Source organism: Streptomyces sp. NPDC018026 (assembly GCF_044327745.1).
GTDB classification, from domain to species: Bacteria; Actinomycetota; Actinomycetes; order Streptomycetales; family Streptomycetaceae; genus Streptomyces; species Streptomyces rubrogriseus.
In genome coordinates this window covers 534,425-558,181 of sequence record NZ_JBIRFY010000002.1, presented here as the reverse complement: position 1 = coordinate 558,181, position 23,757 = coordinate 534,425, and the positions used below count along the sequence as shown (strand labels likewise).

Annotated in this window: 20 protein-coding genes; 3 read left to right on the top strand and 17 right to left on the bottom strand. The window is 72.6% G+C overall.

Translation table 11 applies throughout. The annotated features are described in order from the left end of the window. Positions 1-3: 3 nt before the first annotated feature. The 8 genes from ACH4D3_RS08085 to hrcA all read right to left on the bottom strand — a co-directional run bounded on the left by ACH4D3_RS08085 (position 4) and on the right by hrcA (position 9,420). Positions 4-909 (bottom strand): ribonuclease Z, encoded by a 906-nt coding sequence (locus ACH4D3_RS08085; RefSeq protein ID WP_398317847.1) that lies wholly within the window; start codon positions 907-909, stop codon positions 4-6. Positions 910-942: 33 nt separating this feature from the next. Continuing rightward, complete coding sequence (locus ACH4D3_RS08080; RefSeq protein ID WP_356860710.1) at positions 943-1,296, bottom strand: histidine triad nucleotide-binding protein; 354 nt, start codon at positions 1,294-1,296, stop codon at positions 943-945. Positions 1,297-1,372: 76 nt separating this feature from the next. Further along, the gene (locus tag ACH4D3_RS08075; protein WP_398317844.1) at positions 1,373-4,576 is read right to left on the bottom strand and encodes a S41 family peptidase; all 3,204 of its coding nucleotides are present in this window, start codon (positions 4,574-4,576) and stop codon (positions 1,373-1,375) included. 67 nt (positions 4,577-4,643) lie between these two features. Then, on the bottom strand, positions 4,644-5,159 hold the full coding sequence (locus ACH4D3_RS08070) for a hypothetical protein (RefSeq protein WP_398317841.1): 516 nt from the start codon (positions 5,157-5,159) through the stop codon (positions 4,644-4,646). 178 nt (positions 5,160-5,337) lie between these two features. Further along, positions 5,338-6,087 carry a 16S rRNA (uracil(1498)-N(3))-methyltransferase gene (locus ACH4D3_RS08065; RefSeq protein ID WP_398317838.1) on the bottom strand — a complete coding sequence of 250 codons (750 nt, stop codon included), beginning with the start codon at positions 6,085-6,087 and terminating at the stop codon, positions 5,338-5,340. Then, a complete protein-coding gene (locus ACH4D3_RS08060) occupies positions 6,084-7,178 on the bottom strand; it encodes a nitronate monooxygenase (RefSeq protein ID WP_398317835.1) in 1,095 nt (364 codons plus the stop codon). The genes ACH4D3_RS08065 and ACH4D3_RS08060 overlap by 4 nt, the downstream gene beginning before the upstream one ends. Positions 7,179-7,266: 88 nt before the next feature. After that, entirely contained in the window at positions 7,267-8,403 is a 1,137-nt protein-coding gene (dnaJ, locus tag ACH4D3_RS08055) for a molecular chaperone DnaJ (RefSeq protein WP_003976250.1), read from the bottom strand. After that, a complete protein-coding gene (hrcA, locus tag ACH4D3_RS08050; protein WP_052838210.1) occupies positions 8,404-9,420 on the bottom strand; it encodes a heat-inducible transcriptional repressor HrcA in 1,017 nt (338 codons plus the stop codon). It lies immediately after the preceding gene. 166 nt (positions 9,421-9,586) lie between these two features. Between hrcA and ACH4D3_RS08045 the strand changes: the two genes are divergently transcribed. Continuing rightward, a complete protein-coding gene (locus ACH4D3_RS08045; RefSeq protein WP_398317831.1) occupies positions 9,587-10,330 on the top strand; it encodes an MBL fold metallo-hydrolase in 744 nt (247 codons plus the stop codon). Positions 10,331-10,364: 34 nt separating this feature from the next. Next, on the top strand, positions 10,365-11,186 hold the full coding sequence (locus ACH4D3_RS08040) for a DUF3097 domain-containing protein (protein ID WP_398317828.1): 822 nt from the start codon (positions 10,365-10,367) through the stop codon (positions 11,184-11,186). Here the strand turns inward: ACH4D3_RS08040 and ACH4D3_RS08035 are convergent. The 5 genes from ACH4D3_RS08035 to lepA form a co-directional block, all read right to left on the bottom strand. After that, on the bottom strand, positions 11,164-11,742 hold the full coding sequence (locus ACH4D3_RS08035) for a Uma2 family endonuclease (protein ID WP_398317825.1): 579 nt from the start codon (positions 11,740-11,742) through the stop codon (positions 11,164-11,166). The two genes, ACH4D3_RS08040 and ACH4D3_RS08035, sit on opposite strands and share 23 nt — an antisense overlap. Before the next feature lie 100 nt (positions 11,743-11,842). Beyond that, on the bottom strand, positions 11,843-13,075 hold the full coding sequence (gene hemW / locus ACH4D3_RS08030; RefSeq protein ID WP_398317822.1) for a radical SAM family heme chaperone HemW: 1,233 nt from the start codon (positions 13,073-13,075) through the stop codon (positions 11,843-11,845). Between the two features lie 45 nt (positions 13,076-13,120). Next, positions 13,121-15,415, bottom strand: coding sequence for a SpoIIE family protein phosphatase (locus tag ACH4D3_RS08025; protein ID WP_398317819.1), 2,295 nt, complete (start codon positions 15,413-15,415; stop codon positions 13,121-13,123). Between the two features lie 204 nt (positions 15,416-15,619). Continuing rightward, positions 15,620-17,497, bottom strand: coding sequence for an AMP-dependent synthetase/ligase (locus tag ACH4D3_RS08020; protein ID WP_398317816.1), 1,878 nt, complete (start codon positions 17,495-17,497; stop codon positions 15,620-15,622). A gap of 318 nt (positions 17,498-17,815) precedes the next feature. Next, a complete protein-coding gene (gene lepA / locus ACH4D3_RS08015) occupies positions 17,816-19,684 on the bottom strand; it encodes a translation elongation factor 4 (RefSeq protein ID WP_398317813.1) in 1,869 nt (622 codons plus the stop codon). A gap of 237 nt (positions 19,685-19,921) precedes the next feature. Between lepA and rpsT the strand changes: the two genes are divergently transcribed. After that, on the top strand, positions 19,922-20,188 hold the full coding sequence (gene rpsT, locus ACH4D3_RS08010) for a 30S ribosomal protein S20 (RefSeq protein ID WP_003976241.1): 267 nt from the start codon (positions 19,922-19,924) through the stop codon (positions 20,186-20,188). Between the two features lie 257 nt (positions 20,189-20,445). Here the strand turns inward: rpsT and holA are convergent, their stop codons facing one another. From holA to ACH4D3_RS07990, 4 genes are all read right to left on the bottom strand, one after another. Beyond that, positions 20,446-21,435, bottom strand: a complete 990-nt coding sequence (holA, locus tag ACH4D3_RS08005; RefSeq protein WP_398317809.1) for a DNA polymerase III subunit delta — start codon at positions 21,433-21,435, stop codon at positions 20,446-20,448. Positions 21,436-21,544: 109 nt separating this feature from the next. Further along, positions 21,545-21,790 carry a hypothetical protein gene (locus tag ACH4D3_RS08000; protein WP_398317806.1) on the bottom strand — a complete coding sequence of 82 codons (246 nt, stop codon included), beginning with the start codon at positions 21,788-21,790 and terminating at the stop codon, positions 21,545-21,547. A 34-nt stretch (positions 21,791-21,824) separates the two neighbouring features. Then, a complete protein-coding gene (locus ACH4D3_RS07995) occupies positions 21,825-22,706 on the bottom strand; it encodes a YceI family protein (RefSeq protein WP_398317803.1) in 882 nt (293 codons plus the stop codon). A gap of 170 nt (positions 22,707-22,876) precedes the next feature. Further along, complete coding sequence (locus ACH4D3_RS07990; protein WP_398317801.1) at positions 22,877-23,755, bottom strand: arylamine N-acetyltransferase; 879 nt, start codon at positions 23,753-23,755, stop codon at positions 22,877-22,879. Between the last annotated feature and the right edge of the window lie 2 nt (positions 23,756-23,757).

Here is a 23,757-nt window from a genome sequence, read left to right as displayed (position 1 = left end):
GTTTCACCGACGTTTCGGAACCGGTACGCGGGTGAGGTCGCGGGCCACGGTCAGCTCGCCCTCGTAACCGGCCGCGCGCGCCTGCCGTTCGAACTCCTCGGGGTCCGAGTAGCGCTGGCTGAAGTGGGTCAGGACCAGGTGCCGTACGCCCCCGTCCCGGGCGACCCGGGCGGCCTGTCCGGCGGTGAGGTGGCCGTGCTCGGTGGCGAGCGCCTCGTCCTCGTCGAGGAAGGTGGACTCGATGACCAGCAGGTCCGCGCCCTCGGCGAGCGCGTGCACGCCCGCGCACAGCCGGGTGTCCATGACGAACGCGAACCGCTGGCCGCGGCGGACCTCGCTGACCTCGTCGAGCGGGACGCCGCCCAGCGAGCCGTCGCGCTGGATGCGGCCCACGTCGGGGCCCTTGATGCCGTGCGCGGCGAGGCGCCCGGGCAGCATGCGGCGGCCGTCGGGCTCGGTGAGCCGGTAGCCGTACGACTCGACGGGGTGCGACAGCCTGCGGGCGTCCAGGGTGTAGGCGGGGGTGACCGCGAGGGGGCCGTCGGCGGCGACCGGAGCCTCGGTGAGGGCGACGGTCTCGCGGTAGGCGGTGGCGTACCGCAGGCGCTCGAAGAAGCGCTGCCCGGAGCGCGGGTAGTGGGCGGTGATCTCGTGCGGGACCCGGTCGAGGTTGATGCGCTGGATCACCCCGGCGAGGCCCAGGCTGTGGTCGCCGTGGAAGTGCGTGACGCAGATCCGGTTCAGGTCGTGGGCGGCCACCCCGGCGCGCAGCATCTGGCGCTGGGTGCCCTCGCCGGGGTCGAACAGGATGCCCTCGCCGTCCCAGCGCAGCAGGTAGCCGTTGTGGTTGCGGTGCCGGGTCGGGACCTGGCTGGCGGTGCCGAGGACGACGAGTTCACGTACGGACATGGTGGGTGATGGTCCGGTTCTGTCCGGTGCGGGTTATCCGGGGGGCCATTCGAGACCTCGGCCGCCGAGCACGTGGGCGTGCGCGTGCCAGACGGTCTGTCCGGCGCCGCTGCCGGTGTTGAAGACGGTGCGGTAGCTCTCCAGCTTCTCGTCGTCGGCGACGGCCTGGGTCTCGCGCAGCACGTCGGCGGCGAGCTGCGGGGCTTCGGCGGCGAGGGCGGCGGCGTCCTTGTGGTGGGCCTTGGGGATCACCAGGACGTGGGTGGGGGCCTGCGGGTTGATGTCCCGGAACGCGACGGTGGTGTCCGTCTCGCGCACGATCGTCGCGGGAATCTGCCCTGCGACGATCTTGCAGAACAGACAGTCGTCCTGTGGCTCGCCGGTCACTTGGCTCTCCTCACGCCGGTGATCTTCTGACGGGCATCGTATCCGCCACCGCCGCAGCCGCGGGCGGTGCCGCGGGTCAGGGCAGGCTCGGCGGTGTCTTCGCCGGGGTTTCCTCCAGCGCCGCCAGCGCGAGCGCGATCGCCTCGTCCAGCTGCGGGTCGCGGCCCGCCGCGTGGTCCTGCGGGCGTTGGGGGACCTCGACGTCGGGGTCGACGCCGTGGTTCTCCACGCCCCAGCCGTAGCCCTCCAGCCAGAACGCGTACTTCGGCTGCGTGATCAGCGTCCCGTCCACCAGCCGGTAGCGGCTGTCGATGCCGATGACGCCGCCCCAGGTGCGGACCCCGACCACCGGGCCGATGCCCAGCGCCTTGATCGCCGCGTTGACGATGTCGCCGTCCGAGCCGGAGAACTCGTTGGCCACCGCGACGACCGGCCCGCGGGGCGCGTCCTGCGGGTAGCTGGTCGGCCGCATGCCGCGCGGCAGGTCCCAGCCGACGATGCGCCGGGCCAGCTTCTCCACCACCAGCTGGGAGGTGTGCCCGCCGCGGTTCTCGCGGACGTCGACGACCAGGCCCTCCCGGGCCACCTCGACGCGCAGGTCGCGGTGGATCTGGGCCCAGCCGGGCGCCTGCATGTCCGGGACGTGCAGGTAGCCGAGCCGGCCGCCGGACTTCTCGTGGACGTAGGCACGGCGGTCGGCGACCCAGGCGTGGTAGCGCAGCGGCTCCTCGTCGGCGAGCGGGACGACGACGGCGTGCCGCACCTCACCCCCGCCGGACGGGGAGACGGTCAGCTCGACCGGCTTGCCCGCCGTGCCGACGAGCAGCGGGCCCGGACCGGTGACGGGGTCCACTGCCTGTCCCGCGACCGCGACGATCGCGTCCCCGGCGCGCACCGCGACCCCGGGTGCGGCGAGCGGGGAGCGGGCGTCGGGGTCGGAGGTCTCGGACGGCAGGACACGGTCGATGCGCCAGGCGCCGTCCTCGTGGCGGGAGAGGTCGGCGCCGAGCAGGCCCTGCCGGGCGCCGGAGCCGTGGCCGCCGCGCGGGGTGACGTAGGCGTGCGAGGTGCCCAGTTCGCCGTGCACCTCCCACAGGAGGTCGACCAGGTCGTCGTGGGTGGCGACGCGGTCCAGGACGGGCCGGTAGCGGTCCAGGACGCCGTCCCAGTCGACGCCGTTCATGTCGGCCCGCCAGTAGTGGTCGCGCATGATGCGGCCGGTCTCGTCGAACATCTGCCGCCACTCGGCGGCCGGTTCGACGGTCTGCCGGACCCGCCCCAGGTCGACGGTGATGTTGGTGTCGCTGTCCTCGTCGCCGGAGGCCCGCCGGTCGCTGGGCACGACCTTGAGCCGCCCGTCGGTCCACAGCAACACCCGCTTGCCGTCGCCGCTGACCTCGAAGTGGTCGGCGTCGCCGCCGAGGTGCTCGACACGCTGCTGGGCGAGGTCGTAGCGCTCCAGCTCGGTGTTCGGGTCGGGGTCCTCGGGGTTGGCGCGGGAGGCGCCGAGGACGCCGGTGAGCGGGTGTCGCAGCCACAGGACGCCGTCCTTGGCGGCGCGCAGCCGGGAGTAGCGGGCGGCCTCCACCGGGAAGGGCACGATGCGGTCGGCGAGGCCCTCGATGTCGATCCGGGTGGTGGGGGTGCCCTCGCTGTCGGGGGTCTCCTCGCGGTCCGGGGTCTCGAAGGGGCGGCCGTGGCGCTGCGGGCCGAAGGGCGAGGGGGTGGTCGCGGCGAGGGTGATCAGGTACGGGCGGGCGCCCTCGACGAAGGCCAGGTCGAAGACGTGCTCGTCGTAGACCGGGTCGAAGGAGCGGGTGGAGAGGAAGGCGAGGTGCTTGCCGTCCAGGGTGAAGGCCGGCGAGTAGTCCTTGAAGCGCAGCGGCGTCGCCTCGCTCACCGACAGATCGGTGGTGTTGGCGAGCTTGAGCTGGCGCAGCGGCTCCGGGCCGGGGTGGGACCAGGCGAGCCAGGAGGAGTCGGGCGAGAAGACCAGGCCGGAGGCGTCGCCGTCCTCGCTGCGGTCGACCTCGCGGACCTCGCCGCTCTCCCGCTCGACGAGCAGCACCCGCCCGTCGTGCGAGGCGACGGCGACGCGGCTGCCGTCGGGGGCCACGGCGAGGTGCAGCACCCGGCCGAGCTGCCCGGCGGCCAGGCGCCGTGCGGTGGCGCCGGGGGCGAGTCCGGTGGCGGGCGCGAACTCCAGGGCGTCGTCGCCCTCGGCGTCCGTCACCCACACCACCCACTCCTCGCCGTCGGCGCGGAAGGTGCGCGGCAGCCGGGTGCGCACGCCCGAGGTGGCCGCCAGCGCGCGGGCGGGTCCGGAGCGGTGGGTGACCCAGTGCACGCCGCCGCGTACGGCGACGGCGCTGCCGCGCGCGGTGTGGTCGGGGGAGGCGGAGCCGAACCAGCGGGCGGCGTTGACCGGGTACGACTGGAGGTCGACGCGGGCGCCGCCGAGCCGGATGTCCAGGCGGCGCGGTTCGGCGCCGTCGAGGTTGTCGAGGGTCCACAGCTCACCGGCGGACGAGTAGACGACGCGGGTGCCGTCGGTGGCGGCGTGCCGGGCGTAGAAACCGTCGAGGGGCGTGTGCCGGCGCAGGTCGGAGCCGTCGGCGAGGGAGGAGTAGAGGGCGCCGGTGCCTTCGTGGTCGGAGAGGAAGGCGATGCGGTCGCCGACCCAGAAGGGGTACTCGATGTTGCCGTCGATGCCGTCGTGCAGGCGCACGAACTCGCCGTCGTCCTCGGCGTCGATCCACAGCTTGCCGGCCGTGCCGCCCCGGTAGCGCTTCCACCAGGCGGCCTCGCGGCCCATCGGCGCGGACAGCAGCACGGTGTGCGGGCCCTGGGCGACGTCGCCGACGGGTCCGTACGGCAGGGTGGTCGCCGGTCCGCCGTCGAGCGGGACGGCGCGGGCCCAGCTGCGGCGCAGGCTGGCCTGGCCGTAGGTGCTCAGGGCGAGGACGCGGCCGTCGGCGGTCCAGCCGCGTACCTGGGTCCTGATGCTGCCCCAGTGGGTGAGGCGCTTGGCGGGGCCGCCGTCGACGGGCGCGGCGTGCACCTCGGGGGCGCCGTCGCGGGTGGAGGTCCAGGCGACCGTGGTGCCGTCGGGCGAGATGCGCGGGTGGTTCACCGGCACGTTGTCGGCGCTGACCCGCCAGGCACGGCCACCGCCGAGCGGGGCGAGCCACACGTCGTCCTCGGCGGTGAAGGCGACCAACTCGCCGTGCGGGTGCGGAAAGCGGAGGTAGGCAGGCGCTGCGGGCTGAGTCACCCCCATACCCTATGCAGGGGCGCGCCCCGCCGACAGAGGTTTGGATCACTTCCCGGCCATGGCCACCGTCCGGTCACTTGCCCTCGACCGGGCGGCAGTGCGGGTCGTCGGGGCACCAGATGGTCCGGGTGACGGTCACGGTGGGTCCCGGCCCGTTCCGGGAGGGCCGGTTCGCGGGCGGGGCGCTGGTGGCGTCGCAGTTGCCCAGCCCCTTCACCCGGAACCACTCCTTGCCGTCCACCTTCGCGGTCAGGCCGCCACGCACGCAGGCGCCGTTGACGACCCGGGTGACCTTGCCGTCGACGGTGATGTCCTTGTTGTCGTCGGTCTTGCCCTCGCAGTGCACGGTGGCGACCGCGTTCTCGCTCGCCGAGGCCGTGCTGCCCTTGCCGCCGTAGGAGGCGGTGCAGGTGAGCCAGTGCACGTCCGCCTTCAGCCGCTGCAGTTCCCGGGTCACGGTCTGGTCGGTCGTGTAGGCGACCGTCGCGGAGCTGAGTCCGCCCGGCTCGCACGCGACGAGCCCACCGACGGCGACGGCCGCGCCGACGGCCACGGGAGCGATGCGCCGAATCCGTCTCATTGCCCACATGAAGGGCAGCGTCCCATCGGCCGGGGACCCGGGGGTAGGGCGCATACGGCCACTCCTCACTGCCGTGGGCGCATGCGGGACGGACGCCGGTTCGGACGGCTTGTGGTGGACGAAACGGCCACGGGAGCTGTTCCCGGCGGTGGCCGCCACTCGCGCTGCGGACGGCTGACCGGCGCCGTCAGGACCAGCGGCCGGTGCGGGCCAGGAGTACGGCGGTGGCGGCGGTGCCCGCGGTGGAGGTGCGCAGGACGCTGCGGCCCAGGCGGTAGGGGTTCGCACCGGCCTCGGCGAAGAGGGCCAACTCCTCCGGGGACACCCCGCCCTCGGGGCCGACCACCAGCACGATGTCGCCGGAGGCGGGGAGTTCGGCGTCGGACAGGGGGACGTCGCCGCTCTCGTGGAGGACGGCGGCGAAGTCGGCCGCGGCCAGAAGTGAGGCAACCTGCTTGCTGCTCGCGGCGTCCGCGACGTCGGGGAAGCGGACCCGGCGGGACTGCTTGCCCGCCTCCCGGGCGGTCGCCCGCCACTTGCCGAGCGCCTTCAGGCCGCGCTCGCCCTTCCACTGCGTGATGCACCGGGACGCCGCCCACGGCACGATCGCGTCGACCCCGACCTCGGTCATCGTCTCGACGGCCAGCTCACCGCGGTCGCCCTTGGGCAGCGCCTGGACGACGGTGATGCGGGGCTGCTCGGCGGGTTCCTCGCGCACGCCGTCCGGGACGGTGACGACCAGGCGGTCCTTGCCCTCGGCGGCCTTCACCGAACCCTCGGCCCAGTGGCCGCGCCCGTCGGTGAGGACGACGTCCTCACCCGCCCGCAGCCGCTTCACGGAGACGGCGTGGCGTCCCTCGGGGCCGTCGAGGACGTACTCCCCCGCGGGCAGGTCCTGCGGCCGCAGGGAGTCGACCACGAACACCGGTGCCGTCATCGGGCGCCGCCTCCCGTCGCGTAGCCCGACAGTCCCGACAACGCTGTCCCGGCGTCGGCGAGTTCGGCCGTCAGCACCTCCACCAGCTGTCCGGCGGGCAGTTCCCGGGCCATCCGGTGGCCCTGTCCCGCCCAGAGGGCCATGCCCTGCGCGTCGCCCGTCTTCGCCGCCGCCTTGCGCACCGGCGCGGTGAGGTGGTGCACCTCGGGGTAGGCGGCGGGGGCGTAGCGGCCGTGCTCGCGCAGGAAGCGGTTGACCAGGGCGCGGGCCGGGCGGCCGGAGAAGGCGCGGGTGAGTTCGGTGCGGACGAAGAGCGGGTTGGTCAGCGCCTGCTTGTGCAGGTCGTGCGCGCCGGACTCGGGGGTGGCGAGGAAGGCGGTGCCCAGCTGGGCCGCGCTCGCGCCGGCCGCGAGGACCGCGGCGATCTGGCCGCCGCGCATGATGCCGCCGGCGGCGACGATCGGCAGGCTCACCGCCTCCCGGACCTGGGCGACCAGCGACAGCAGGCCGGTCCCGGCGCCGCCGGTCTCCGGGTTGTCCCGGTGGGTGCCCTGGTGGCCGCCGGCCTCCGTGCCCTGGGCGATCACCGCGTCGGCGCCGGACTGCTCGACGGCCCGGGCCTCGTCCGCGGTGGTCGCGCCGACCAGGGCGAAGGTGCCCACGCGGTGCAGGGAGTCGACGACCTCGCGGCTGGGCACGCCGAAGTGGAAGGACACCACCGGCACCGGGTTGTCCAGCAGGACGGCGAGCTTGGTGTCGTAGCCGTCGTCCCGGCCGCAGTCGGGGTCGCCCAGCTCGGTCTCGTACCAGGCGGCCTCGCCGGCCAGCTGGTGGGCGTAGACGTCGACGGCGGCGGGATCGGCCGTCTCCGGCTGCGGGAGGAAGAGGTTGACGCCGAAGGGACGGCTCGTGAGCCCCCGCAGCTGTTTGATCTCCTGGTACATCCCGTCCGCGGTCTTGTACCCGGCGGCCAGGAAGCCCAGCCCGCCCGCCTCGGACACCGCGGCCGCGAGCCGCGGCACGGAGACGCCGCCCGCCATGGGTGCCTGCACGATCGGGTAGGGGAAGAGATCGGTCAGTGCGGAGGACATGACGGCATGTTGTCACGTCCTCCACACAAGTCCGAATCCGGGCTTCCGTTGGCATACGCCAGAAGCATCCGCATCACGGCGTACGGCATCAGCGCCCGTTGAACGCGTCCTTCAGCCGGGAGAACAGCCCCTGCTGCCCGGGCTGGAACTGCCCCGTGGGGCGTTCCTCGCCGCGGAGCTTGGCCAGCTCGCGCAGGAGGCGTTCCTGTTCGGGGTCGAGCTTGCCCGGGGTGGTGACCTCGACGTGCACGATGAGGTCGCCGCGGCCGCCGCCGCGCAGGTGGGTGACGCCCCGGCCGTGCTTCGGGATCGACTGGCCGGACTGGGTGCCCGGGCGGATGTCGACCTCCTCCATGCCGTCGAGGGTCTCCAGCGGCACCTTCGTGCCGAGGGCCGCCGCCGTCATCGGGATGGTGACCGTGCAGTGCAGGTCGTCGCCGCGCCGCTGGAAGGTGGAGTGGGGCAGCTCGTGGATCTCGACGTACAGGTCGCCGGCGGGGCCGCCGCCGGGGCCGACCTCGCCCTCGCCCGCGAGCTGGATCCGGGTGCCGTTGTCGACACCGGCCGGGATCTTCACCGTCAGGGTGCGCCGGGAGCGGACCCGGCCGTCGCCCGCGCACTCGGGGCACGGGGTCGGGACCACGGTGCCGAAGCCCTGGCACTGGGGGCAGGGGCGGGAGGTCATGACCTGGCCCAGGAAGGACCGGGTGACCTGCGAGACCTCGCCGCGGCCGCGGCACATGTCACACGTCTGGGCCGACGTGCCCGGCGCCGCGCCCTCGCCGTTGCAGGTGTTGCAGACGACCGCGGTGTCGACCTGGATGTCCTTGGTCGTACCGAACGCGGCCTCGTCCAGCTCGACCTCGATGCGGATCATCGCGTCCTGGCCGCGGCGGGTGCGCGAGCGCGGCCCGCGCTGCGACGCCGTGCCGAAGAACGCGTCCATGATGTCCGAGAAGTTCCCGAAGCCACCCGCGCCGAAGCCGCCCGCGCCACCGCCGGCGGCCTGCGAGAGGGGGTCGCCGCCGAGGTCGTAGACCTGCTTCTTCTGCGGGTCCGACAACACCTCGTAGGCGGCGTTGATCTCCTTGAACCGCTCCTGGGTCTTCGGATCGGGGTTGACGTCCGGATGCAGCTCGCGCGCGAGCCTCCGGAACGCCTTCTTGATCTCGTCCTGGGAGGCGTCGCGGCGCACGCCGAGTACGGCGTAGTAGTCCGTGGCCACCTACGACTCCGCCAGGATCTGTCCGACGTACCGTGCCACTGCGCGTACCGCTCCCATCGTTCCCGGGTAGTCCATGCGGGTCGGTCCGACCACGCCGAGCTTGGCAACCGCCTCGCCGCCCGAACCGTAGCCGACCGACACGACGGACGTTGAGTTGAGTCCCTCGTGGGCGTTCTCGTGACCGATCCGTACGGTCACGCCCGGATCCTTCGCCTCGCCGAGCAGCTTGAGGAGCACGACCTGCTCCTCCAGCGCCTCCAGCACCGGCCGGATCACCAAGGGGAAGTCGTGCCCGAAGCGGGTCAGATTGGCGGTGCCGCCGATCATCAGCCGCTCCTCGTTCTCCTCGACCAGCGTCTCCAGGAGAGTGGAGAGCACGGTGGAGACCGTACCGCGATCCTCGGCCTCGAAGGGCTCCGCCAGATCTTCCACCAGAGCCGGCACATCCGTGAAACGGCGGCCCGCGACCCGGCTGTTGAGCCGCGCCCGCAGATCGGCCAGCGAGGCCTCGCCGAACGGCGCCGGGCAGTCGACCATCCGCTGCTCGACCCGCCCGGTGTCCGTGATCAGCACGAGCATCAGGCGCGCGGGCGCGAGCGAGAGCAGCTCCACGTGCCGCACGGTCGAGCGCGTCAGCGACGGATACTGCACGACGGCGACCTGCCGGGTGAGCTGCGCCAGCAGCCGCACCGTGCGGGCCACGACGTCGTCGAGGTCGACGGCGCCCTCCAGGAAGTTCTGGATGGCACGCCGCTCGGGCGCGGTCATCGGCTTGACGCCCGCCAGCTTGTCGACGAAGAGCCGGTAGCCCTTGTCGGTCGGGATGCGCCCCGCGCTGGTGTGCGGCTGGGCGATGAACCCCTCGTCCTCCAGGGCCGCCATGTCGTTGCGCACGGTGGCCGGGGAGACGCCGAGGTTGTGCCGCTCGGTGAGGGCCTTGGAACCGACCGGCTCCTCGGTGCCGACGTAGTCCTGGACGATGGCGCGCAGCACCTTCAGCCTGCGTTCACTGAGCATCGGCGCGCACCTCCAGCTGTCGTCCGCCCGTTTCGGCCCGTCTGGCCCTGTCCGACTTGTCTGTCCTGGCACTCATGGCTCGCGAGTGCCAGACTTCCCCGGCCCAGTGTACGGCCGTGGGGTACGCCCCCGGCAAGGCCGGGACCAAGCCGTTAGCGTCGTCGCCGTGACGGTGACTTGGGAAGCGCTGGGCTGGGAGCGGCTGGCGGACGGGGTGGGGCGGTGCCGGCTGCCGGGGTGGGACTGCACGGCGGGGCTGGTGCTCGGCGCGGACGCGGCGCTGATGGTGGACGCGGGGTCGAGCCTGGACGAGGGCGCCCGGTTGCGCGAGGGGGCGCGGCGGCTCGCCGGTCGCCGTGTGACACATCTCGCGCTGACCCACCCGCATTTCGACCATGTCTTCGGCGCGGCGGCGTTCACGGGCGCCGAGGTGTACGGCGCGTACGGCGCGGCGGGTACGGGTGCGCTGTTCGCGCCTGGCGGACAGGGGCGGGAGGCGCTGCGCGCGGACGCGGTGGCGGAGGGGCTGGACGTCCGGGCGGCGCGGGCGGCGGCCGAGGCGCTCTCCCCCGTCCGGCACGAGGTCCGGGGCGAGCACCCGCTCGACCTGGGCGGTGGACGGCGGGTCCTGCTGGCCGACGTGGGCCCGGGGCACACCGGGCACGACCTGGCGGTGCTGGTGCCGGGCTCCCCGGACGTCCTGTTCTGCGGCGACCTGGTCGAGGAGTCCGGCGAGCCGCAGGCGGGGCCCGACGCCCTACCGTCGCGCTGGCCGGCCGCGCTGGACCGGCTGCTGGCGATGGGCGGCGACGACGCACTGTACGCCCCCGGTCACGGAGCGGTGGTGGACGCGGCGTTCGTGCGGGCCCAACGGGACGCGCTGGCCGCCCGGTTCGGCGTGTCGCGTTGATCACCGCGCGGGCGTTCCTCGTATCGTCGGCAGAATGCGCCAGTACTCCGCCGACCTGACCCCTCCGTGGAAGAAGCCGCAGCCCGTTCCCGAGGTGCCCGCCGATCCCGGCCTGGTGGTCGAGGAGCCCGGCACCGGGTTCTGCGGCGCGGTGATCCGCTGCGAGGCGGGCACGGTGACGCTGGAGGACCGCTTCGGCAAGCATCGCGTCTTCCCGCTGGAACCGCGCGGCTTCCTCCTGGAGGGCCGCGTGGTGACGCTGGTCCGCCCGTCCTCCTCCGGTCCGGCACGCTCCGCCCCCTCCCGTACGGCGTCCGGTTCGGTCGCCGTCCCCGGCGCACGGGCGCGGGTGGCGCGCGCCGGGCGCATCTACGTCGAGGGGCGGCACGACGCCGAGCTGGTGGAGAAGGTCTGGGGCGACGACCTGCGCATCGAGGGGGTGGTGGTGGAGTACCTGGGCGGCGTGGACGACCTTCCGTCGATCGTCGCCGACTTCGCCCCGGGACCGGACGCACGGCTGGGCGTCCTGGTGGACCACCTGGTGCCGGGTTCGAAGGAGTGGCGCATCGCGGAGGCGGTGACGAGCGAGCACGCGCTGGTCGTGGGCCACCCGTACATCGACATCTGGGAGGCGGTGAAGCCGTCGTCGGTGGGGATCGAGGGCTGGCCCCGGGTGCCGCGCGGTCAGGACTGGAAGACGGGGGTGTGCCGGGCGCTGGGGTGGCCGTCGGAGAACACGGGGGCGGTGTGGCAGGCGATCCTGGCCCGGGTGGGGTCGTACAAGGACCTGGAGCCGGAGTTGCTGGGGAGGGTGGAGGAGCTGATCGACTTCGTTACGGGCGGTGATGAGGCTTGACGCCTTTGTAAGTGCCGAACTCGGTGGTATCCAGCTCAACGTCCAACAGTTCCAGCGGCAGCGGTGTCCCGAACTGAGTGATCCGCTGCACCTGGTAGTCAGCCCCCTCACCTCGTCCGACCGGCTCCGAGTACAGAACGCACTGGGCCATGACGGGGTCGACGATCAGGTAGGCGGGCACTTCGCCCGCAGCATAGATCAAGCGTTTGACGCCATAGTCCCGGTCGACGCTGGTCTGCGAGACCACTTCCACGACCATCGTGATCATCTGTGACGGCAGAAGACGCCCTGAGTCCGGGCCAACACCGACTTCCATGACCACCAGGTCGGGCACAGGCTCACTGGCCTCGTCGACAACATCGACGTCCTGGGTCTGGAGCCGTTCCCACCGCCGGTGCGGAATCTGATCCATCAGCGAAGTGACGATCCGGTTGTGCACCAGATCAGGGCTGGGCATCATCACGATTTCCCCCCGGAGAAGCTCCACCTTGAGCCCCTCGGGTGGCTCGAACCCCGCGAAGAACTCCGCGACTCCACGTTCGTCCACAGCTGTCATCTCCGTGGCCCTCCACATTCGCCGCGTGCTGTCGGCGGCAGCCTGTGGATCAGGTTAGGGGCCGAGCCCGCGTTCCGCACCGATTCGCTCCCCCGAGTGATCAGTCCACCAGGTCCCGCACCACCGCGTCCGCCAGCAGGCGCCCGCGCAACGTCAGCACCGCGCTCCCGGCCTCGTACGGCTCCTCCTGGAGCAGCCCCTCGGACAGCGCCCGCCGCGACGCCGCGAGCCCCGCCTCCCGCAGCAGTGACAGCGGGACGCCCTCCCGCAGGCGCAGCTCCAGCAGGATGCGCTCGACGCGCCGGTCCTCGTCCGACAGGACCTCGCGCCCCGCGCCCGGCGACCTGCCCGCCGCCAGCGCCCCCGCGTACGCCCCCGGGTGCTTCACGTTCCACCACCGCACGCCCCCCACGTGGGAGTGCGCACCCGGTCCCGCGCCCCACCAGTCGGCACCCCGCCAGTACAGCTCGTTGTGCAGGCAGCGCCCGGCGTCGGAGGTGGCCCAGTTGGACACCTCGTACCAGTCGTAACCCGCCGCGGACAGGGCCTCCTCGGCGATCAGGTACCGGTCGGCGTGCACGTCGTCGTCGGTCATCGGGACCTCGCCGCGCCGGATGCGCCGGGCGAGCTGGGTGCCCTCCTCGACGATCAGGGCGTACGCCGAGACGTGGTCGGGTCCGGCGCCGAGCGCGGCGTCCAGGGAGGCCCGCCAGTCGTCGTCGGACTCGCCGGGGGTGCCGTAGATCAGGTCGAGGTTGACGTGGTCGAAGCCGGCCGCGCGGGCCTCGGCGACACAGGCCTCGGGGCGTCCTGGCGTGTGGGTGCGGTCCAGGATCTTCAGGACGTGCTGCTTCGCGCTCTGCATGCCGAAGGAGATCCGGTTGAAGCCGCCCTCGCGGAGGGTGGCGAGGTACGCCGGGTCGACGGACTCCGGGTTGGCCTCGGTGGTGATCTCCGCGTCCGGCGCCAGGCCGAACTCGTCGCGGATCGCGCCCAGCATCCGCACCAGGTCGCCGGCGGCCAGCAGAGTGGGCGTACCGCCGCCGACGAAGACCGTGCGGACCTCGCGGGGGTCGTCGCCGAGCACCTTGCGGGCCAGGCGGACCTCGTCGACGAGCGTGTCGGCGTAGTTGTCGCGGGAGGCGAGGACGCCGCCGGTGCCGCGCAGCTCGGTGGCGGTGTAGGTGTTGAAGTCGCAGTAGCCGCAGCGGGTAGCGCAGTACGGCACGTGCAGGTAGAAGCCGAGGGGGCGGTCGGCGGCCCCGGCGAGCGCGGACGCGGGCAGGGCGCCGTCGGCGGGGACGGGCTCGCCGTCGGGGAGTGCGGAGGGCATGCGTTCCATTGTCCCGCACCCGGCCGGCTCCCCGGCCCGCCCCGTTCAGTCCGCTTGGAGCACCAGCAGCGCCAGGTCGTCCTCCGGGGGCCGCGGCCCGAACTCGTGCACCAGACGCCTGATGCGCTCGGCGACCAGTTCGGCGTCCAGGCCCACGCACCCGGCCAGCGCCGCGGCGAGCCCGTCGCCGTCGTCGAACTGGCGGGAGCCGCTGCGCCGCTCCGTGATCCCGTCGGTGACGCACAGCAGGGTGTCGCCGGAGCGCAGCTCGAAGGTCTCGCTGACGTACGTCGCGTCCTCGACGACGCCGAGCAGGGTCTGCGGGCACGCGACGGCGGACACCATGCCGTCGGGCCCGAGGAGCAGCGGCAGCGGGTGTCCGGCGGACGCGAGGGTGCAGCGGACGCCGCCGTCGAAGGGGACCAGCTCGCCGTAGAGCAGGGAGAGGAAACGGGTCTGCGGTCCGTCGCCCGGGGCAACCGGTGGGCCTCCGGCGGCGACCAGCGCGCGGGCGGCGGCGTCGGCGGCCTCGGTGGCGTCGTCGAGGAGGAGCTGGTTGAGGCGGTCCAGGACGTCGGGGACGCCGTACTGCTCGCGGGCCAGCAGGCGCAGCCAGGGCCGGGCGAGGCCGATGACGACGGCGGCCTCGGGGCCCTTGCCCTGGACGTCGCCCACGGCGAAGCACCAGCGGCCGTCGCCGGCCGGGAACAGGTCGTAGAAGTCGCCGCTGGGGCCGCCCTTGTCGCGCGGTTCGTAGACGAGGGCGCTGCGCACACCGGGGATCTCCGCGACCGCGCCGGGCAGCAGGCCGCGCTGGAGTACGGCGCTGATGGTGGCCTGCCGGGCGTACTGGCGGGCGGCGCCGATGGCGAGCGCCACCCGGCGGCTGAGGTCCTCGACCAGGCCGGTGATCTCGTCGGGGAAACCGGTGGCGCCGGGGGCGCCCGGGGTGCCCGAGTCGTCCGGGGCGCCCGGGGTGTCGGCCCGTCCGATGACCAGGGTGCCCAGCGGCCTGCCGCCGGCGACCAGCCGGTAGGCGAGCGCGGTGCCGTGCGTGCCGTCCGGGCCGAGCGCGTCGCCGGGCCAGGGGTGGCCGACGGGGCCGGAGCGCCACGGGTCGCGCGGGCGGGGCGGGTCCTTCTCCAGGGCGGCGTGCAACTCGTCGAGGCGGCCCTCGCCCGAGTGCCACACGCGGGCCAGCCGGGCGCCGACGGCCGCGCCGGTGTCGTCGGTCCAGGCGCCGCGGCCCAGGGACTCGTCCTCCAGCCACACCCCGCACCAGTCGGCGAGCCGGGGCACGATCAGCTGGCCGGTGAGGGAGGCGACCAGGTCCTCGTCGAGCTGCCCGGCCAGCAGGTCGGAGGCCTCGGCGAGGAAGGACAGGGCGCCGCGGCCCAGCCACTCCCGGTCGCGGACGCCGCGCCGGGCGGTGCCGGTCACGCCGTCCGGCAGGTCCGGCCACCGCGGCGGCTCCGACCGGCGGCCGGGACCCGTTTCGAAGCCGGGGCGCGATTCGGGGCCGGGGTCGGCTTCAAGGCCGGGGGCAGCTTCGAGGCCCGGGGCCGCCGCCCAGCGGTGCGGGCCGGGCGTCGGGGCGTCCAGCGCCCGCGGGCCGCCGCCGCCCTGGGACCGCCGGTCGTCGTGGCCGTCCCGGCTGCCGTACTGGCCGCCGTACTGGCCGCCGGGGCCTCCGTCCTGGCCGTCCCGCCCCTCCCCCGGCCGCCAGGCACCCGGCGCGTCGGTGCGTCGCGCCCCGCGTCCTCCGGCGTACGCCTCGGCCTGCCCGGCGTCGTCCGTGCCGACGGCCGACAACCGCGCCCACACCGTCTTGGTGCCCGGGCGGTAGGTGATCCCCCAGGCCTCCGCGAGCGCGGCGACCAGCCGCAGGCCGCGCCCGTACTCGGCGGAATCGTGCGGCGTCTCGGGGTCGGCGCTCCTGGGCGCGCGGGACGGGTGCTGGTCCGTGGCCTCGACGACGAGCGTGCCGGTCCCCTCCACCTGGAGGCCCACCTCGACGTCGGTGCCGGCGTGCACCACGGCATTGGTGACCAGCTCGCTGACGACGACCAGGGCGTCGGCGGTGAGGTGCTCGGTCAGCTGCTCCGTGCCGGGCAGGGCGAGCGCGGACCAGTCGGCGAGCGCGGCCCGCACCATCGCGCGGGCGGCGCCCGGCGCGAGGGAACTGCCGAGCAGGGTCACGCGCGCCCGCGCGCACTCCGCGGAGCCCTCGGCAGTTGCGTCGAAGCTCTCGGCGGTTGCGTCGGCGGATGCCTCGGCGTTGTGTGCGGGCAGCGCGCCGGCGCGGGAGGCGGTCTCCCGCTGCGTCGGAATGGCCCCCATGGACGTCTCCCCGGGCAGTTCGTGCGAATTCCTCGCAGTCGATGCCGACAGAGTGACAGACCGGCCCCGCCCATAAGCACGGAGTTACCGAAGTGGGCCGCCACGGGTGAGAACCGTGCTAGGCGAACGTTCGAAGACGGCCGGAAGCCGGTCGGAAACCGGCCATCTTCGAACACCCGCGGTTGCCGGGAGGTTCCGGCCCGCCTACGCCTCGCGCGAGCCCTCGTACATCTCCTCGATCAGGTTCTTGTACTCCCGCTCCACCACCGGCCGCTTCAGCTTCAGGCTCGGGGTGATCTCGCCGTGCTCGACGTCGAGGTCGCGGGGCAGCAGGCGGAACTTCTTGATGGTCTGCCAGCGCTGGAGGCCCTCGTTGAGCTGCTTGACGTAGCCGTCGACCATCTCGACGGTCGCGGGCGCCGCGACGATCTCGGCGTACGGCCTGCCCTCCAGGCCGTTCTCCTTGGCCCACTCGGTGATCGCGATCTCGTCGAGGGCGATGAGCGCGGTGCAGAAGTTCCGGTCGGCGCCGTGCACCAGGATGTTGGAGACGTAGGGGCAGACCGCCTTGAACTGGCCCTCGACCTCGGCCGGCGCGATGTACTTGCCGCCGGACGTCTTGATGAGGTCCTTCTTGCGGTCGGTGATGCGCAGGTAGCCGTCGGGCGACAGCTCGCCGATGTCGCCGGTGTGGAACCAGCCGTCGGACTCCAGGACCTCGGCGGTCTTCTCGGGGAGCTTGTGGTAGCCCTCCATGATGCCGGGGCCGCGCAGCAGGATCTCGCCGTCGTCGGCGATGCGCACCTCGGTGCCGGGCAGCGGCTTGCCGACGGTGCCGGTGCGGTAGGCCTCGCCGGGGTTGACGAAGGAGGCGGCGGAGGACTCGGTGAGGCCGTAGCCCTCCAGGATGTGGATGCCGGCGCCGGCGAAGAAGTAGCCGATCTCGGGCGCGAGGGCCGCCGAGCCGGAGACGCAGGCGCGCAGGCGGCCGCCGAAGGCCTCGCGGATCTTGGCGTAGACGAGCCGGTCGGCGACGGCGTGCTTGGTGCGCAGGCCGGCGGGGGCGCTCGCGGTGCCGGTGCGCCTGAAGTTGTCCTGGGTGACCTTGGCGTACTCGCGGGCGATGCCGGCGGCCCACTGGAAGATCTTGTACTTGGCCCCGCCGCCCGCGCGGGCCTTGGCGGCGACGCCGTTGTAGACCTTCTCGAAGATGCGGGGCACGGCCGCCATGTAGGTCGGCCGGACGACCGGCAGGTTCTCGATGATCTTGTCGACCCGGCCGTCGACGGCGGTGACGTGACCGGCCTCGATCTGGCCGGAGGTCAGCACCTTGCCGAAGACGTGGGCGAGCGGCAGCCACAGGTACTGCACGTCGTCCTTGGTGACCAGGCCGGTGGCCGCGATCGCCTTGGCCATGTACGACCAGCAGTCGTGCGGGAGCCGGACGCCCTTGGGCCGGCCGGTGGTGCCGGAGGTGTAGATGAGGGTGGCGAGCTGGTCCTTGGTGAGCGCGCCGACCCGCTCCTTGATCAGCTGCGGGTCCTTCTCCAGGCGGGCCGCGCCCCGGCGCTCCAGCTCGTCGAGGGTGAGGACCCAGTCCTCGGAGGTGTCCGCGCCGGTCGCGTCGACCACGACCACGTGGGTGAGGTCGGGCAGCTCCGCCTTCTTCTCCTTCGCCTTGGCGAGCTGCGCGGCGTCCTCCGCGATCAGCACCCGGCTCTCGGAGTCGGAGAGGATGTACGCCGATTCGTCGGCGTTGGTCTGCGGGTAGACGGTGGTCGTCGCGGCGCCCGCGCACATGATGCCGAGGTCGGAGAGGATCCACTCCAGCCGGGTGGCGGAGGCCAGGGCCACCCGCTGCTCGGGCTGCACGCCCAGCTCGATCAGGCCGGCCGCGATCGCGTAGACCCGCTCGGCTGCCTGCGCCCAGGTCAGCGACTTCCAGTCGTCGGGGCCCTCGCCCGCGGCCGGCGGCACCGGGTAGCGGTACGCCTCGGCGTCCGGCGTGGCGGCCACCCGCTCCAGGAAGAGTCCCGCCACGGAGGGCGGACGGTTCTCGATCAGTGTCTGTGTGTCGCTCACGACATCCTCCGGGCCCGCGACGGTGCGGCTGGCTCGTTGCGGCTGGCTCAGGTGTGGCTGGTTCACTCTCGGGCGGTGTTCAACGGTGTTGAGGCGGTGCTGAGGCGGTGACGCGGACCGTTGTCCGATCACTTGTTTAACTCACGAGTAACTACGGGGCAGGCATCAGAGTAAAGGGCGACCGGCCCCCGCGTAAGTGCCCGCGCCCTGTCATTTCCTACAGACGCCTGCCCGTGACATGCGAAGAGACCCGCCGCACTTTCGTACGACGGGCCCCTCGGTGTCCGTTTCACCCGGACTTGGCATGCGGCGTGGCGGTTACTTCTTGCCCTTGCCCGACCCCGCGCTGTCGTCGCTGGACAGGACGGCGATGAAGGCCTCCTGCGGAACCTCCACGGAACCCACCATCTTCATCCGCTTCTTGCCTTCCTTCTGCTTCTCCAGCAGCTTCCGCTTGCGGGAGATGTCACCGCCGTAGCACTTGGCGAGGACGTCCTTGCGGATGGCGCGGATGGTCTCGCGGGCGATGACCCGGGAGCCGATGGCGGCCTGGATGGGCACCTCGAAGGCCTGGCGCGGGATCAGCTCGCGCAGCTTGGCGACGAGCCGTACGCCGTACGCGTACGCCGCGTCCTTGTGGGTGATCGCCGAGAAGGCGTCCACCTTGTCGCCGTGCAGCAGGATGTCGACCTTGACCAGGCTGGAGGTCTGCTCGCCGGTGGGCTCGTAGTCGAGGGAGGCGTAGCCGCGCGTCTTCGACTTCAGCTGGTCGAAGAAGTCGAAGACGATCTCCGCGAGCGGGAGGGTGTAGCGGATCTCCACCCGGTCCTCGGAGAGGTAGTCCATGCCGAGCAGGGTGCCGCGCCGGGTCTGGCACAGCTCCATGATCGAGCCGATGAACTCGGTCGGCGCGAGGATCGTGGCCCGCACGACCGGCTCGTACACCTCGTTGATCTTGCCTTCGGGGAACTCGCTCGGGTTGGTGACGGTGTGCTCGGTGCCGTCCTCCATGATCACCCGGTAGACCACGTTGGGCGCGGTGGCGATCAGGTCGAGGCCGAACTCGCGCTCCAGGCGTTCCCGGATCACGTCCAGGTGGAGCAGGCCGAGGAAGCCGACGCGGAAGCCGAAGCCGAGGGCGGCGGAGGTCTCCGGCTCGTAGACCAGGGCGGCGTCGTTGAGCTGGAGCTTGTCCAGCGCCTCGCGCAGCTCGGGGTAGTCGGAGCCGTCCAGCGGATACAGGCCGGAGAAGACCATGGGCCTGGGGTCCTTGTAGCCGCCGAGTGCCTCCTCGGCGCCCTTGTGCTGGCTGGTGACGGTGTCGCCGACCTTGGACTGGCGGACGTCCTTCACGCCGGTGATCAGGTAGCCCACCTCGCCGACGCCGAGGCCGTCGGCGGAGAGCATCTCCGGCGAGTTGGTGCCGATCTCCAGCAGCTCGTGGGTGGCGCCGGTGGACATCATCCGGATCCGCTCGCGCTTGTTGAGCTGGCCGTCGATGACCCGGACGTACGTCACGACGCCGCGGTAGGAGTCGTAGACGGAGTCGAAGATCATCGCGCGGGCGGGGGCGTCCTTGACGCCGACCGGGGCCGGGATGTCGGCGACGACCTTGTCCAGCAGCGCGTCGACGCCGAGGCCGGTCTTGGCGGAGACCTTGAGCACGTCGTCGGGGTCGCAGCCGACCAGGTTGGCCAGCTCCTCGGCGAACTTCTCGGGCTGCGCGGCCGGCAGGTCGATCTTGTTCAGCACGGGGATGATCGTGAGGTCGTTCTCCATCGCCAGGTACAGGTTGGCGAGGGTCTGGGCCTCGATGCCCTGGGCGGCGTCGACGAGGAGGATGGTGCCCTCGCACGCGGCCAGCGACCGCGACACCTCGTAGGTGAAGTCGACGTGCCCCGGGGTGTCGATCATGTTGAGGATGTGCGGGGCGCCCTTGTCGTGGGACGGGGCCCACGGCAACCGCACCGCCTGGGACTTGATCGTGATGCCGCGCTCGCGCTCGATGTCCATGCGGTCGAGGTACTGGGCGCGCATCTGCCGCTGCTCGACCACACCGGTCAGCTGGAGCATCCGGTCGGCGAGCGTGGACTTGCCGTGGTCGATGTGCGCGATGATGCAGAAGTTGCGGATCAGCGCCGGGTCGGTACGGCTCGGCTCGGGCACATGGCTGGGGATCGCGGGCACGCAGGGTCCTGATTCTTGAGGCGTCCGCAGTGTCTGCGGTCTCGGGTCTCGGGTCGGATCGATACGTAGCCTCCATGGTCCCACGGGTGGGGAGCCGGTATGGGTTTGGGACCCTCCGTGACCCGCTGGTAGTGTGGGTGGCTGTGTCTCTTGCCCTCTCAGCACGAGGCACTCCTTCAAGAAATCACCGGCACGGGACCCTCGCGGCCTCGTGCCTGAACCTGCAAAGGCTCATTCGTGGCGAACATCAAGTCCCAGATCAAGCGGAACAAGACCAACGAGAAGGCCCGGCTGCGCAACAAGTCGGTCAAGTCCTCTCTGAAGACCGCGATCCGCAAGGCCCGCGAGGCCGCCGCCGCGGGTGACGTCGAGAAGGCCACCGAGTTCCAGCGCGTCGCTTCGCGCGAGCTCGACAAGGCCGTCTCCAAGGGCGTCATCCACAAGAACCAGGCCGCCAACAAGAAGTCGGCGCTGGCGCAGAAGGTCGGCGCTCTCAAGGGCTGAACCCCTGTCTGGATTTATCTGGTGTGACCGCCGGAAGGACCCAGAGCGGGCCCTCTCTCATCCGCTCCCGTCCGGCACCCAGGATCCGTGCGCGGCCTGCGTTCGCCACGCGGGCATGGATCCGCGAGCTTGATCCGAAGGCCCCGGTGGCCGTCCTTCCCCAGGACGGGCGCCGGGGCCTTCGGTGTGTGCGGGGAGTGCCGGCCCGGGTCAGGGTCCTGCCCCGGGTCAGGGTCCTGAGGTCAAGGGTCCTGAGGTCAGGTCCGGCCTCGTGAACGCGCCGCCCGAGCGATGATCACCACGGCCTTCTCCAGGGCGTACTCGGGATCGTCCCCGCCGCCCTTCACCCCCGCGTCGGCCTCGGCCACCGCGCGCAGGGCCACGGAGACGCCGTCCGGGGTCCAGCCGCGCATCTGCTGCCGGACGCGGTCGATCTTCCAGGGCGGCATGCCCAGCTCACGGGCGAGGTCGGCGGGGCGTCCGCCGCGGGCGGAGGACAGCTTGCCGATGGCCCGCACGCCCTGTGCGAGCGCGCTGGTGATCAGCACCGGCGCCACTCCGGTCGCCAGCGACCAGCGCAGCGCCTCCAGCGCCTCCGCCGCGCGTCCCTCGACCGCCCGGTCGGCGACCGTGAAGCTGGAGGCCTCCGCCCGCCCGGTGTAGTACCGCCCGACGACCGCCTCGTCGATGGTCCCCTCGACGTCGGCGGTCAGCTGGGACACCGCCGAGGCCAGCTCCCTGAGGTCGCTGCCGATCGCGTCGACGAGGGCCTGGCAGGCCTCGGGCGTGGCCGACCGCCCGGCCGTGCGGAACTCCGCGCGCACGAAGGCCAGCCGGTCGGCGGGCTTCGTCATCTTCGGGCAGGCCACCTCGCGCGCCCCCGCCTTGCGGCCGGCGTCGAGGACGCCCTTGCCCTTGGCGCCGCCCGCGTGCAGCAGGACGAGGGTGATCTCCTCGGCGGGGGCGGCGAGGTAGGCCTTGACGTCCTTGACCGTGTCCGCGGACAGGTCCTGCGCATTGCGTACGACCACGACTTTGCGCTCGGCGAAGAGCGAGGGGCTGGTGAGCTCGGCGAGGGTGCCGGGCTGCAGCTGGTCGGGGGTGAGGTCGCGTACGTCCGTGTCGGCGTCGGCGGCCCTCGCGGCGGCCACCACCTCCTGCACGGCACGGTCGAGCAGGAGGTCCTCCTGGCCCACGGCAAGGGTCACCGGGGCGAGAGGGTCGTCGTTCGCAGTCTTCCTGGCCATCGCGACAAGCATCGCACGCACGACTGACAACGCCGGACGGGCCGCTGCCGGTCGGGCAGCCGGCGGACGGGGAGCTGCCGGACGGGGAGCTGCCGGACGGGCGCCGCGGCTACGGCTCCTCGCGCCAGCCCTCCCACTCGCCCGCGAACGCGTCCAGTTCACCGGGGTCCAGCAGCGCCCGCTCGTCCCGCAGGACGACGAGCCACTGGGCGTCCTCGGCGTCGTCCTCGCCGGCCAGGGCGTCCCTCAGGATCCGCGGTTCCTCGTCGGTCCCGAACCGCTCCCCGAGTTCCTGGGCGGCCTCCTCCGCGGCGTCGCGGTCGGGCAGCACCAGTACATGTCTCACGTCGCTCACGGTGCCATTGTCGGTCAGCTGCGGTCGGCTCCGGTCAGCCCTTGGGCACGGTCTGCACGTCGAGGTCGATGCGGATGCTGGGGCCCACCACGGCGATGCCGCGGGCCAGCATCGTCTGCCAGCTCACCGTGAAGTCGTCGCGGTGCAGCTCGGTGGTGGCGCGGCAGGCCGCCCGCGTCTCGCCCTCCATGCCGTTGCCGAGTCCGAGGTACTCGGTGTCCAGGGTGACCGTGCGCGTCACGCCGTGCAGGGACAGCGCCCCGGTGACGGCCCAGCGGTTGCCGCCGCGGTGCGTGAAGCGGTCGCTGTAGAACTCCAGGGTCGGGTAGCGCTGCACGTCCAGGAAGTCGGCCGACCGCAGGTGGTCGTCGCGCATCTTCACGTTGGTGTCGATGGAGGCCGCGTCGATCACGACGTGCATCGCCGACTGCTCCATGTCCTCGGCGATGCGCACCGCGCCCGCGAAGGAGTTGAACCGGCCGTGGATCCGGGCCAGCCCGATGTGCCGTGCGGTGAAGGCGATCGAGGAGTGGGCCGGCTCGATCTCCCAGTCGCCCGGCGCGGGCAGCTCCGGCGGCTGGGCCACTTGCAGCGTCACGTCCCCGAGCGAGGCCAGCGTGTCCTCGACGACCGTCGCTGAGGCCCGGTACGGGGTGTACCCCTCGGCGGACACGGCGAGCCGGTACTCCCCCGCGGGCACCGTCGCCACGAACGACCCGAAGGGGTCCGTACCGCCGCCGACCACCTTGCGCCCCATGGCGTCGCTGACCGTGAACTCCGCATGGGTCACCGGGTCGTTGACGGGGTCGAGGACGCGGCAGCTCAGCACTCCCGCGTCCGGCGGGGTGTGCACCGCCGCCAGGGGACCCGTCCGTTGCATCCGCTTCGTTCGGCTTCCCAGCAAGCGGCCGATCATTTGCGACACCCTCTGCACGACATCGGAAATCTAGTTGACGGAGAAACATTCGATCACCGATGTGGCTTTCGAGGCAACACGGGACCACATCGCGGGAAACCGTCATATGTGCTGGGAGTGGGCAGGAGTGGACCCGTGTGCTCCGGTTTCACCGCAACGGGCGGGATTTCTCACAGCCGGGACACAGGGGGCACGGTCGGCGCGGACGGCACGGACGGCACGTCGTCGAGGTGGATCGCGAAGTGGTCGCGGTAGGCGGCGAGCACGTCGGCGTCCGTGTCCAGCTCCCGCTCCTGACGAACGCCGTCGACGGCCGTCGTCGTGAGCCGGCGGCCACTGAGCGTGATCCTGCCGCCGTCCTCCGTGAGCCGCGAGCAGACCGGCGACCGGAGGAAGTGCGACCGGGGCGAGGTGCTGTGCCACCAGGCGCCGGACACGAAGTCGTCGAGCACCCTGGGCCGCACCTCCACCCGGTACACGCGCTTGCCGTCCCGCAGCACGTCCAGGTCGGCCGCCGGACCGGCCTCGCCCGGGCCGCCGGGTCCGCCGCGCACCCCCGCCGCGTCCGGCCCCGCCTCGACCACCCGGAACGTCCCCCCGGGATCCACCTGCCCGCCCCGCTCCGCGAACGCCAGCGGACCGTGACTGTGCGCCCCGAATCCGACGTCCGCCAGCCAGTCGCCCCCGTCCGCCGTACGCACCAGCAGTGCCATGTGGTCGTACGGGATCCCGAGCCGGCCCCCGTCGCCGTACACCCGCGCCGCCAGCGGCGTGACCTCGTACCCGAGGGCCGTGAGCAACGCCCCGAAGAGCCCGTTGAGCTCGTAACAGAACCCGCCCCTTCCTCCGCCCCTTGCCCCGCCCACGACCTTGTCCCACAGCCGCTTCTCCTCCAGCACGATCTCCTCGCCCAGGTGGACGGAGAGGTTCTCGAAGGGCACCGTCCGCAGATGACGCAGGTGCAGCGCGCGCAGTGATTCGACGGTGGGCTCCTCCGGGTACCCGGCTCCCAGCCGGCGGAGGTAGGCATCGACCTGAACTGAATCCATGC